At 53.4% G+C, this 12,265-nt stretch carries 12 protein-coding genes; 11 read left to right on the top strand and 1 reads right to left on the bottom strand.

Annotated features, from left to right (window positions below; all coding sequences use genetic code 11):
- Positions 1 to 131 precede the first annotated feature (131 nt).
- The 5 genes from ACVBDQ_RS08395 to uvrC all read left to right on the top strand — a co-directional run bounded on the left by ACVBDQ_RS08395 (position 132) and on the right by uvrC (position 6,222).
- A complete protein-coding gene (locus tag ACVBDQ_RS08395; protein ID WP_011232153.1) occupies positions 132 to 893 on the top strand; it encodes a glycosyltransferase family 2 protein in 762 nt (253 codons plus the stop codon).
- 343 nt (positions 894 to 1,236) lie between these two features.
- Positions 1,237 to 1,998 carry a hypothetical protein gene (locus tag ACVBDQ_RS08400; RefSeq protein WP_011232152.1) on the top strand — a complete coding sequence of 254 codons (762 nt, stop codon included), beginning with the start codon at positions 1,237 to 1,239 and terminating at the stop codon, positions 1,996 to 1,998.
- Between the two features lie 25 nt (positions 1,999 to 2,023).
- Positions 2,024 to 2,950, top strand: a complete 927-nt coding sequence (locus ACVBDQ_RS08405) for an FTR1 family iron permease (RefSeq protein WP_011232151.1) — start codon at positions 2,024 to 2,026, stop codon at positions 2,948 to 2,950.
- Between the two features lie 47 nt (positions 2,951 to 2,997).
- A complete protein-coding gene (locus tag ACVBDQ_RS08410; protein ID WP_011232150.1) occupies positions 2,998 to 4,443 on the top strand; it encodes a hypothetical protein in 1,446 nt (481 codons plus the stop codon).
- Between the two features lie 6 nt (positions 4,444 to 4,449).
- Positions 4,450 to 6,222, top strand: coding sequence for an excinuclease ABC subunit UvrC (uvrC, locus tag ACVBDQ_RS08415; RefSeq protein WP_011232149.1), 1,773 nt, complete (start codon positions 4,450 to 4,452; stop codon positions 6,220 to 6,222).
- Between the two features lie 48 nt (positions 6,223 to 6,270).
- On the opposite strand, the gene ACVBDQ_RS08420 is transcribed toward uvrC, so the two are convergent.
- Positions 6,271 to 6,723, bottom strand: coding sequence for a YslB family protein (locus ACVBDQ_RS08420; RefSeq protein WP_011232148.1), 453 nt, complete (start codon positions 6,721 to 6,723; stop codon positions 6,271 to 6,273).
- Between the two features lie 244 nt (positions 6,724 to 6,967).
- Here ACVBDQ_RS08420 and ACVBDQ_RS08425 point away from each other — a divergent pair, with 244 nt between their 5' ends.
- From ACVBDQ_RS08425 to racE, 6 genes are all read left to right on the top strand, one after another.
- Complete coding sequence (locus ACVBDQ_RS08425) at positions 6,968 to 7,576, top strand: succinate dehydrogenase cytochrome b558 subunit (protein WP_011232147.1); 609 nt, start codon at positions 6,968 to 6,970, stop codon at positions 7,574 to 7,576.
- A 169-nt stretch (positions 7,577 to 7,745) separates the two neighbouring features.
- Entirely contained in the window at positions 7,746 to 9,503 is a 1,758-nt protein-coding gene (gene sdhA, locus ACVBDQ_RS08430) for a succinate dehydrogenase flavoprotein subunit (protein WP_011232146.1), read from the top strand.
- A 1-nt stretch (position 9,504) separates the two neighbouring features.
- Positions 9,505 to 10,266 (top strand): succinate dehydrogenase iron-sulfur subunit, encoded by a 762-nt coding sequence (sdhB, locus tag ACVBDQ_RS08435; RefSeq protein WP_011232145.1) that lies wholly within the window; start codon positions 9,505 to 9,507, stop codon positions 10,264 to 10,266.
- A gap of 233 nt (positions 10,267 to 10,499) precedes the next feature.
- Positions 10,500 to 10,724, top strand: a complete 225-nt coding sequence (locus tag ACVBDQ_RS08440) for a helix-turn-helix domain-containing protein (RefSeq protein ID WP_008881129.1) — start codon at positions 10,500 to 10,502, stop codon at positions 10,722 to 10,724.
- Positions 10,725 to 10,932: 208 nt separating this feature from the next.
- Entirely contained in the window at positions 10,933 to 11,376 is a 444-nt protein-coding gene (locus ACVBDQ_RS08445; protein WP_014196465.1) for a MarR family winged helix-turn-helix transcriptional regulator, read from the top strand.
- Positions 11,377 to 11,385: 9 nt separating this feature from the next.
- A complete protein-coding gene (gene racE, locus ACVBDQ_RS08450; RefSeq protein WP_110107678.1) occupies positions 11,386 to 12,180 on the top strand; it encodes a glutamate racemase in 795 nt (264 codons plus the stop codon).
- The last annotated feature ends 85 nt before the right edge of the window (positions 12,181 to 12,265 follow it).

A 12,265-nucleotide genomic window follows, 5' to 3' on the forward strand; every position in this document is an offset into this window, starting at 1 on the left:
GCACCCTAGGTCTGTAAGATATCCACAAAACTGAAAAAGGATGTAAGGGATTTTGTCGAAAAATATTTTTTGGACACCCCTGAGGGGCCGAAAAGCCTTGATAAATCAACATTTCTAGAGGGAGGAGAGCGATGAAGAAGCAGCGCGTCATCGTCTTTTTGCCGGCGCACAATGAAGAAGAAGCGATTGGAGATGTCATCCGCCGCATTCCGCGTCATTTTCATCCCGATGTAGAGGTCAGCGTCTTGGTCATTGATGATGGATCGACGGACCGAACGGCCGAAGTAGCGAAAGAAGCGGGGGCCGATATCATTTGCCGCCTGCCGGAAAACCGCGGCCTCGGTGCGGCGGTGCGGCGAGGGCTTGAAGAGTGTGTCCGTCTTGGCGCGGATATCGGCGTGATGATCGATGCTGACAACGAATATCCGCCGGAACAAATTCCTGACCTTTTAGCGCCGATTTTCACCGGTGAAGCGGACTATACGATCGGCTCGCGCTTCCTTGGCACGATTCGCGGCATGAAATGGCATCGCCGCCTTGGGAATTATTTGTTCACTTGGCTGCAGTCGCTTCTTCTAGGACAGCGGCTGTATGACGGACAGTCGGGGATGCGCGCCTTTTCGCGCCACGCGATGGAGGAGGCGGAAATCATCCACGATTACAACTACGCCCAAGTGCTGACGCTCAACTTGGTGCGCAAAGGGTTTCGCTTGAAAGAAGTGCCGATCCGCTATCAAGTGCGGACGACGGGCCGTTCGTTCATCAAATTCACCGCCTATATGACCGCGGTCATCCCGGCCATCTGGAAGGAAATGCGCCGCCCGGTGAAAAAGGTGGCCGTCGATCGAGAAGGGCATGGGCGCTCCCAAGAGCGGGCGCGCCATTGCTCGTAAGGCAGTTCGCGCTTAGAAGGCAGGCGAAAAACTGCATTCACGCGCCAATCGGCGGCATTTTCATCAGAAAAGAAAGCTGATTCTGCGAAGTTTCTCTAATTGAGAAATAGATGGAATCAGCAGTATTTTGCACTAAATCATCAGCCTTTTAGAAGGCGGGTGATGTCATAAGACATGCGGATCTACTTCTCAACTTGAGGAATCCTGTTTTTCTCTCTAATCGCGAACGATGGATTGAGGAAGATGATCGTTTTTTCACCAGCCTTTTCGACGATGGATGATTTTTTATTGACAATAAGTATGATAATGATTATCATTGATCTTGATGGAGGGAGAAGGGAACGTGAAATCGTTTCGTTTCTTTTTTTACATAGCAGTGATCATTATTCTCAATCTCATTCCGCTGAAAGCGTTCGCCTATTCGTATGGAGACCCGAACAAAGAGGCGGTTGCTGAGGCGTATAAAGAGATGAAAGAAAAGTTGAACGAGCAGCCGCCGAACTTTGCTGCAGCGAAGGAAATTTTCGAAACCGTAAAAGAAGAAATCGACATGCATATGGGACCTGAGCCGTCCAAGGCGGTGCTTGCGGCCATCGAAGCGAAGGACCGTCAAACGGTGATCAAGGACATGGAAAACATTTTAGTGCTCAATATCGCTCGCCGTTTGGACAATATTGAGGCAAACTTTGATCAGTACGACACGAGCAAGCGGCTGTTGGCGAAGGCGTTTGCGACGTATGAAGCGCTGTCGCCGGTCATCCAAGGGAAAGACCCTGCACTTGATAAACAGCTGCGCACCGAGTTTGACAAGGCGCTTCAGTCGCTTGGCAACCCGGGGCTGTTCGGTGTCGGCGAGAAAAAATCGGATATCAACGTGTTTAAGAAAAGCAAAGAGACGATTTTAACAACGCTGCAGAAGCAATTCGGCCTGAAAAGCCTAAAAGTCGGCCATTTTTCGGAAAACGCTGCAGAAAAGCCGGATGCAGTGCAAAAGAAAGAGTGGACCGATTTGTCTAAAGTAAAAAACTGGATTCCGCTCGTTGTCATCGTTATTGTGGTTCTCGGCGCGGCTCTCATTTATGTGCGGCGTCGGAAACGGGCTTAGTCCAAATATAAGGGGAGGCGGAGACATGGAAGTCCAAGCGCTGCTCATTACGTTTCGTGAAGCGCTGGAAGCGCTGCTGATCGTCGGCATCATTACATCGTATTTGAAACGTGTCGATCACCGCGAATACACGAAGTACGTATGGCTTGGTGCTGGTTTGGCCGTGTTGGCGAGCATCGGGGCGGCCATTTTGTTTCAAGTCGTGTTCACGGGATTTGCCGCGATGGGCAGTGAAATCTACTTAAAAATCGGCATCATGATCGTCTCCGCGTTGCTCTTGACGCAGATGGTGTTTTGGATGGCCGAGCATAGCCGGGACATGAAACAAAACGTTGAAGGGAAAATGGACCAGTTTATTACCGCCGGCAATGTCGCCGGCATGGTCATTCACTCGTTTTTAGTCGTGCTGCGCGAAGGAGTGGAAACCGTTTTTTTCTTCGCTGCCATCACGCACGGCAACATCGGCGCGGCCATACAAGGCTGGGGAGCGGCGACAGGCATTGCCATTGCCGCTTTGGTCAGCTACTTCTTCTTTAAAGGAACGATGCGCATTCCGCTGAAAGCATTCTTTAAAGTAACCGGAGCTTTTATCGTCTTGATCGCCGCTGGCCTGCTCGTGCAAGCCATTTCGATGATGCAGGACATTGGGCTCATCGGCAGCGTCATGCCGCATGTATATGATTTGACATGGCTGCTTCCAGAACATCCGATTGACTACGAACATTACGTGCGCGATCATGGCGTCGCCCCCGTCTTTTCCGGCGAAGTCGGCGTCTTTTTAAAAGCGTTGTTTGGCTATTCAGCGATGCCGTCGCTTGAAGAAGTGATCGCCTATATCGGCTACTTCGCCGTCGTGTATTTGCTGGTGACGAGCCGCCGCGGTCAAAAGAGCGCTGTGGTCGAGAAACCGGCGATTGCCGCTTTGGAGGAAAAAACAAAAAACGTCATGTAACGTACAAGGCCGCTGCGCCTTGTACTTTTTCTTTGGAGGGGAACACGGTGAACAAACGGTTCGGCGACCGCTTTTGGATTGGCTTTGGTGTCGGAACGGCCTCTTTGTTGGTTGGCGCCTGTTTGTATTGGGCGAGCCCGTATGCGGCCACATGGGATGAAGTCGATTTTGCCTTGGCGCTTAGGCGCTATGATGTGTTAGCCATGCAGCCGCATTTCCCAGGCTATCCGTATTTCGTCCTCGGGGGCATGGCGGTGCACGCTTTCATTGCCAATCCGGCCAAAGCGCTTTCGATCTTGAATGTGCTCGTGTTGTTTTCCGCCGCCTTTCCCATCGTTTTGCTGCTTGCTCGGCATATGCCGCGTCCAGCGGCGTTATGGGCGGCGCTTTCGGTGCTTTCTTCAAGCTATGTGCTTCTTGCCTCCGCCCGACCGATGTCAGACGGTGCGGCGCTCGGCGTGCTTTGGTGGTACATCTGGGCCGTGGAATGGGCGCGGCGGCGAATGGCATGGACCGCGCAGCTGCTGCCGATGGCGTTATTCAGCATCCTCATGGGGGGTCGCCTATCGTACATCCCCTTTGCCTCGGCGTTATTGTTGCTTTGGCATGAAGACTGGAAAACGCACCGCCGCCTCGGCCGCGTGGCGGCATCGCTGTTGGCGGCGGCCGCCTTTCAATTTGTTTGGGTGGCAGCGGTCGCGGCGACGGAAGGCGGCCTTTGGCCGTTTTTCAAGCTTGGCTTTGCGTTTGTTGTCGGTCATTTCAGCGACTGGGGGGGAACGGCGGCGGCGAGCCCTCTTCCATTTTGGGAGCGGGTGTGCCGCTTTGTCCTTGACAACTTTCTTTGGACCGGCATGGCCAGCCGAAATGCTTGGCTGCTGGCTGCCTATGCAGTGGTCGGCGCCATCGCCTGGCGCGCGGGGCGGTTGGGGCTTCCGCGCCCGCTTGTCGTTTCCGCGTTGCTGTATGCTTTGTGGGCGCTTTTCGGACAAAACATTGACAAGCCGCGTCATCTCCTTCCGCTCGTTCACATTGCGCTCGTTTTCGTGTGGGGGCGGCTGCTGGCCGCGCCCCGGACATGGCGGTTTGTTCTTGCCGCGGCAGTGGTGATGCTGCAGTCTACAATCGGCATCGGGCTGTTGCGCGAGCAGGCAAAGACGCCGCCAGCAGTGTATCAGCTTGCGGACGATTTGCGTGACAAACGGCAGCCGTTTGTGGTATATACGTGGGAAGAGACGCGCGTCCTAGACTATTTGAACGTGCCCTTTCCACATAAAGACGTGCTCCATTTTTCCTTCTTTTTGCAAGACAAAGAAAACTACCGCCATGCTGCGATATATATGACCAATCACGTTGTCCAAGGGTTCGAGGCTCAAGGGATCGATGTTTCCTGCCATGTGCGCAAAATGAAAACGTATCGTTCCAGTTTGCTTGCTGATCCGGTGTATGGGACGATTACGCTGTACGAATGGGTTGATGGAGCAGTGAGGTGATGGCCAATGAACGAGCGGCTGAAAGAAAAATTGGCTGTGCTGCCGGAGCAGCCGGGCTGCTATTTGATGAAAGACAAACACGGAACGGTCATTTACGTCGGCAAAGCGAAGTCGCTGAAAGCGCGCGTCCGCTCGTATTTTACCGGGACGCATGACGGCAAGACGCAGCGGCTTGTTGAGGAGATCGCTGATTTCGAATACATCGTCACCTCGTCAAACGCCGAGGCGCTCATTTTGGAGATGAATTTGATCAAAAAGCATGATCCGAAATACAACGTCATGCTGAAAGATGATAAAAGCTACCCGTTTATTAAAATCACCGCAGAAAAGCATCCGCGCCTGCTTATCACCCGCAAAGTGAAAAAAGACGGCGGCAAATATTTCGGCCCGTATCCAAACGTGCAGGCGGCGAACGAAACGAAAAAGCTGCTCGACCGCTTATATCCGCTCCGCAAATGTTCGACGCTGCCTTCGCGCGCCTGTTTGTATTACCATATGGGCCAATGCCTCGCCCCGTGCGTCCACCCGGTGTCGGACGAACAAAATAAGGCGATGGTTGAACAAATCGTCCGCTTTTTAAACGGCGGGTATGAAGACGTGAAGCGGGAGTTGGCCGAGAAAATGCACGAGGCGGCGGAAACGCTCGAGTTTGAACGGGCGAAAGAATACCGCGATCAAATCGCGGCGATTGAGATGACGATGGAAAAGCAAAAAATGATGCTCAACGACTTCATCGACCGCGATGTATTCGGCTATGCGTACGACAAAGGCTGGATGTGCGTGCAAGTGTTTTTCCTTCGCCAAGGGAAGCTGATTGAGCGCGACGTGTCGATCTTCCCGCTTTACCAAGACCCGGATGAGGAAATGCTTACGTTTTTGGGTCAGTTTTATGCGAAAGCGCATCATTTGAAGCCAAAAGAAGTCGTCCTCCCGTCCGACATTGACGGCGAGCTCGCCCGCGAATTGCTCGGCGTTGCCGTCGTCCAGCCGAAAAAAGGGAAGAAAAAAGAGCTTGTTGAGCTGGCGAGCAAAAACGCGGCCATTGCTCTGAAAGAAAAATTTTATTTCATCGAGCGGGACGAAGAACGGACGATCAAAGCAGTCGAACGTCTCGGAGAGCGTCTTGGCATTCCGGCGCCGCGCCGCATCGAGGCGTTTGACAACTCGAACATTTACGGGGCCGATCCGGTCTCGGCGCTCGTCGTTTTCCTCGATGGCAAGCCGGCGAAAAAAGAATACCGGAAATATAAGGTGAAAACGGTCGCAGGCCCGAACGATTATGAAACGATGCGCGAAGTCGTGCGCCGCCGCTATACGCGCGTGTTGAAAGAAGGATTGCCGCTTCCCGATTTGATCATCATCGACGGCGGCAAAGGCCACTTGTCGGCGGTGCGGGATGTGCTCGAAAACGAACTTGGACTGGATGTGCCGCTGGCTGGATTGGCGAAAGACGAAAAACATCGCACATCAGAGCTTTTGGCCGGCGACCCGCCGGATGTCGTGCCGCTTGACCGGCAAAGCCAAGAGTTTTATTTATTGCAGCGCATTCAGGATGAAGTGCATCGGTTTGCCGTTATGTTTCACCGAAAGACGCGGCAGAAAACGATGTTCCATTCCGTGCTTGATGACATCCCCGGCGTCGGGGAAAAGCGGAAAAAAGCACTCTTGAATTATTTCGGCTCGGTGAAAAAGATGAAAGAGGCGACGGTGGAAGAGTTGCAGCGGGCGAACATTCCGCGAGCGGTGGCGGAGAAAATCTATGAAAAACTGCATGAATAATGGCTGAACGGGCGCCCGTTTTGCGAGCGGGCGCCTGTTGCCTACATTTCATTCGATCGCCTGCTTCCGATCCCATTTCACCAAAATGCGCGCTTTGCCGTCCCGCTTTGGCGGCAGTTCGACCGCTTCGGTGACGAACCGCTTTTGTTGTTCGATTTGCTGGGCGAGAAATCCAGCCTCAAGCTGGAACGAGCAGCTGCCGTACAAGGAAAAGCGGGCGGCGATGATGGGGCCTGACAGCTCGATATATAGTTCGTCGTTTCGCTCTTCGCCGGTTGATAGCTCCCCCCAGCCCGCCCGTTCAAAAAATGCGGCGACGTCATCGAGCGTTCCGAGCGGGTAGCGCCGTGCCAGCTGTTTGCCGGCCCAGTACAGCAGCGAAGCGGCATCTTTGCCAAGCAGCTCGGGAAGAAGCGAATGGCGAAGCAGCTCAGCCCCGAATGCGGAAAGCGCAATCGACCCAAACATTTGATATTGATCCTCTAATGGTGGCTGTTTCATCGTTTTCCCCTCTTTCTATCCATTTCCCCATTATAGCTGAATTGCTGCCGGAGTGCATCCTCTTTCCTAAGGTGGCGCAACTATGAGAATGTTTGAACATTTTGTGGCAGTGTTTTCTTGACGCTTGTACAATGTGGGAGTACAATGAATGTGACAAAGCGAATAAGGGAATGGAAGGCGTTTCCGTTTCCGCATGGCGAGCGAGAGGGACATATTTTTTATTCAATTGAAGGGGGTTTACATAATGGCAGGGAATCGCGAGTTTTACTATCGCCGGCTCCATTCGCTGCTGGGGGTTGTTCCCGTCGGCATCTTTTTAGTGCAGCACTTGGTCGTCAACCATTTTGCGACCCGTGGGCCGGAAGCGTTTAACCGGGCGGCGGCGTTTATGGAAAACTTGCCGTTCCGCTATTTTCTTGAAATTTTTGTTATTTTCCTTCCATTGTTGTTCCACGCTGTATACGGCATTTATATCGCGTTTACAGCCAAATTCAACACTCGCCAGTACGGCTATTTTCGCAACTGGATGTTCATGCTTCAGCGGATCACCGGCATCATTACATTGATTTTTGTCGTCTGGCATGTGTATGAAACGCGGGTGCAAGCCGCATTCGGCGCCGAAGTGAACTACGATATGATGGCCAACATTGTCGACAATCCGTTTATGCTCGGATTTTATATTGTTGGAATCTTGTCCACGGTCTTTCACTTCGCCAACGGCTTATGGTCGTTCTGCGTCAGCTGGGGGTTGACGGTGTCCCCTCGTTCGCAGCAAGTATTTACGTACATTACGATGATCATTTTCATCGCGCTTTCCATTGTCGGCATTCGCGCCATCTTAGCGTTTGCGTAAGACAAGCGTTCCATTCTTAGGGAATGATTCGACGATGAACTGCTGCGTTGGCTCGTGACAGATCGCGTCTTAGCCGTTCGCCGAACGATCGCTTGGTCGATGGCGGGCCGGCAAGGCAAAACGTGCGGCATGCAAGCAAAAGCAGCAATCTATTAGGGAGTGAGTAGCTATGAAAAAAGGGAAAATCATCGTTGTTGGCGGTGGGCTGGCCGGTTTGATGGCCACGATTAAAATCGCCGAAGCAGGAGTGCCTGTCGAACTGTTTTCGCTCGTTCCGGTAAAGCGTTCTCACTCCGTCTGTGCCCAAGGCGGCATTAACGGAGCGGTCAACACGAAAGGGGAAGGCGACTCGCCGTGGGAGCATTTTGACGACACCGTCTATGGCGGGGACTTCTTGGCGAACCAGCCTCCGGTCAAAGCGATGTGTGAAGCGGCGCCGGGGATTATTTACATGCTCGATCGGATGGGCGTCATGTTCAACCGGACGCCGGAAGGGTTGCTTGATTTCCGTCGTTTCGGGGGGACGCAGCATCACCGGACCGCCTATGCTGGAGCCACGACTGGCCAACAAATTTTGTATGCACTTGATGAACAGGTGCGCCGCCATGAAGTGGCCGGGCTCGTCACGAAGTACGAGCATTGGGAGTTTTTAGGCGTCGTTTTGGATGACGAGCAAATCTGCCGCGGCATCGTCGCACAAGATTTGCGGTCCATGGAAATCAAAGCGTTTCCAGCCGATGCCGTCATTTTGGCGACCGGCGGCCCGGGGATCATTTTTGGGAAATCGACGAACTCGGTCATCAACACTGGTTCAGCGGCTTCGATCGCCTATCAGCAAGGCGTTTACTACGCGAACGGCGAGTTCATCCAAATTCACCCGACCGCCATTCCGGGCGATGACAAGCTCCGCCTTATGAGCGAATCGGCGCGCGGGGAAGGCGGACGCATTTGGACGTATAAAGACGGGAAACCGTGGTACTTCCTTGAGGAAAAATATCCGGCTTACGGAAACTTGGTGCCGCGCGACATCGCCGCACGGGAAATTTTCCACGTCTGCGTCGATTTGAAGCTCGGCATCAACGGCGAAAACATGGTGTATTTGGATTTGTCACATAAAGATCCGAAAGAGTTGGATGTTAAGCTCGGCGGCATTATCGAAATTTACGAGAAGTTCATGGGCGAAGACCCGCGCAAAGTGCCGATGAAGGTGTTCCCGGCCGTTCACTACTCGATGGGCGGCTTATGGGTCGACTATGACCAAATGACGAACATCAAAGGGTTGTTTGCTGCCGGCGAGTGCGACTATTCGATTCACGGCGCGAACCGCCTCGGGGCAAACTCGCTTCTGTCGGCGATTTACGGCGGAATGGTCGCCGGCCCGAACGCCGTCCGCTACATCCGCGGCCTCGAGAAATCGGCGGATGCGATGCCGTCGACGTTATACGACAGCTATGTGAAACGGGAGCAGGAAAAATGGGAGAACATTTTGGCGATGGACGGCACGGAAAACGCCTATGTGCTGCATAAAGAGCTCGGTGAATGGATGACGGCGAACGTGACGATCGTCCGCTACAACGACCGGTTGCTGAAGACCGATGAGAAAATTCAAGAGCTGATGGAGCGGTATAAAAACATCAGCGTCACCGATACGTCGAGATGGAGCAACCAAGGAGCGACGTTTATCCGCCAGCTGTACAACATGCTGCAGCTCGCCCGCGTCATTACGCTTGGCGCTTACCATCGCAATGAAAGCCGTGGGGCGCACTACAAGCCGGAGTTTCCGGAGCGCAATGACGAAGAGTGGCTGAAAACGACGATGGCCCGCTACACGCCAGATGGTCCGGCGTTCCATTATGAAGACGTTGACGTCTCGTTGATTAAACCGCGCAAGCGCGACTACAGCAAAAAGAAAGAGGAAGTGAAGTAAGATGAGCGAGAACAAAACGGTTCGTTTGATCATCACGCGCCAAGATCGTCCGGATTCCGCGCCGTATGAAGAAGAGTTTGTCATTCCGTACCGCCCGAACATGAACGTCATTTCGGCGCTCATGGAAATTCGCCGCAATCCAGTCAACGCCAAAGGGGAAAAAACGACGCCGGTCGCTTGGGAAATGAACTGTCTGGAAGAAGTATGCGGAGCCTGTTCGATGGTCATTAACGGCAAACCGCGCCAGGCGTGCGCCGCGCTCATTGACAAACTCGAGCAGCCGATCCGCCTTGAGCCGATGCGCACATTCCCTGTCATCCGCGACTTGGTCATCGATCGGAGCCGGATGTTTGACGCGTTGAAGCGAGTGAAAGCATGGATTCCGATCGACGGAACGTACGACTTGGGTCCGGGGCCGCGCATGCCAGAGCGGAAGCGGCAATGGGCGTACGAGCTGTCAAAATGCATGACATGCGGCGTCTGCCTCGAAGCGTGCCCGAACGTCAACAGCAAGTCGAACTTTATCGGCCCGGCGCCGCTGTCGCAAGTGCGGCTGTTTAACGCCCACCCGACCGGGGCGATGCATAAAGCCGAACGGCTGCGGGCGATTATGGGCGACGGCGGACTGGCCAACTGCGGCAACTCGCAAAACTGCGTGCAATCGTGCCCGAAGGGCATTCCGTTGACGACATCGATCGCGGCGTTAAACCGCGAAACGACGATTCAAATGTTCCGCGATTTCTTTGGCAGCGACGAAGTGTAGCGGCAGAATCAAAATCCCCTTCATTCGAATAGACATGAGGGGGATTTTTTGTTTTTCTGGACAAGCGGCAGCCAACCGTCTCCGGCGAACCGAAAGATGAAGAAAAAAAAGACCCATTTTTCTATTAGATAAGCAAATTTTCGTCACCGCCGCTCTTGCTCTCACATACGATATGGCGAGGAAATACCCATCCGGCAGTTCGGGCCCATTGAGAGCAAGGAGGGTTACAACCGTTGAAGGACAAATCGTTTCAATCGAAGCCGCTTTTGACAAAAAGAGAAAAAGAAGTCTTCGAATTGCTCGTGCAAGACAAGACGACGAAAGAGATCGCCAAAGAGCTGTTTATCAGCGAGAAAACGGTCCGCAACCATATTTCGAATGCGATGCAAAAGCTTGGGGTCAAGGGGCGCTCGCAAGCTGTCATTGAATTGCTTCGAATGGGCGAACTTGAACTATAAACGATGCCGGCTTTCCTTGTTGGACAGCCGGCTGTTATGTTCCCTTGCGGCCGGACGAGGCTTGGCGCCCGTCCGGCCTTCGTCCGCGGCGGCCGCCGCATTTTTTTGTTGATTATCTTTGCCGGTGTTGTAAAATGAAAAGTAAGAATAGCTGTCGGCGCAAGCCGCCGTTTGAGGCTGGCCGCGGAAACGATCAAGGAGAGATGGTATGCCGTCTGCGATGAATGAAAGAACGGTCGCCGAGTTGGAAAAATTGCTTCGCTATATCGCCGCAAATTTGAAACAGCGCGGCCGTGAAATTTTAACCAACTATCCGATCACCCCACCGCAATTTGTCGCCCTGCAGTGGCTGCTTGAAGAAGGGGACTTGACGGTCGGCGAGTTATCGAACAAAATGTATTTGGCGTGCAGCACGACGACCGACTTGGTCGACCGCATGGAGCGGAACGGACTTGTCGCCAGAGTCCGCGATGAACACGACCGCCGCGTCGTCCGCATTCGCCTTCTTGAAAAAGGGGAGCGCATTATCGAAGAAGTGATTGAGAAACGCCAGCGCGATCTAGCGAGCGTGCTTGAAAGCTTTTCAGACGAGGAAATCGTCGTCTTTGAGCGTTGTTTGCGCAAATTGCATCAAGAAATGACGAAAGAATGAGGCGATCACTTGGAAAGAGCAATTGGTGTCATTGACTCAGGAGTCGGCGGTTTGACCGTCGCCAAAGAAATTATGAGGCAGCTGCCGAAAGAACAAATTATTTACTTAGGCGACACCGCCCGTTGCCCGTACGGGCCGCGGCCGGTGGAAGAAGTCCGTCGATTTACGTGGCAAATGATTGATTACTTGCGGCAATATCCCTTGAAAATGCTTGTTATCGCCTGCAACACCGCGACGGCGGTCGCGCTTGACGACGTGCGGGCGAAGCTTGACATTCCTGTGCTTGGCGTTATTCATCCCGGCGCTCGCGCCGCCCTGAAAGCGACTAGGCGCGGGCACATCGGCGTCATCGGCACGATTGGCACGATCCGAAGCCGGGCGTATGAAAAGGCGCTTCAATCAATCAATCCGCGCGTCCAAGTCGAGAGCTTGGCCTGTCCGAAATTCGTTCCGCTGGTGGAAAGCGGCGACTTTGAAGGGCAGGAGGCGATGGCGATCGTCGCCGAATCTCTCGCTCCGCTCCGACCGCTGCCGATCGATGTGCTGATTTTAGGCTGCACGCATTATCCGTTGCTCGCGCCGCTCATTCGCACGTATATGGGCCAACGCGTGAAGCTCATTTGCTCAGGCGGTGAGACAGCTCGTGAAGTGAGCGCGATTTTGCATCACAGCCAGCTCCTTTACACCGGCGAGCGCGAACCGGAGCATTTGTTTTTCACGACTGGGCCGAAAGAGCTGTTTGAAAAGATTTCCGGGAAGTGGTTTGGCAAGCCGATCGGCACGGTCGAAGCGATTCGGCTGTAACCAACAAATCCTTTAGCGTCCATGCGCTAAAGGATTTTTTTTATTCTATTTTGGAAAACGGCTCGTATACATAGTAGTACAAACT

It is taken from the genome of Geobacillus sp. CCR, from assembly GCF_052906625.1.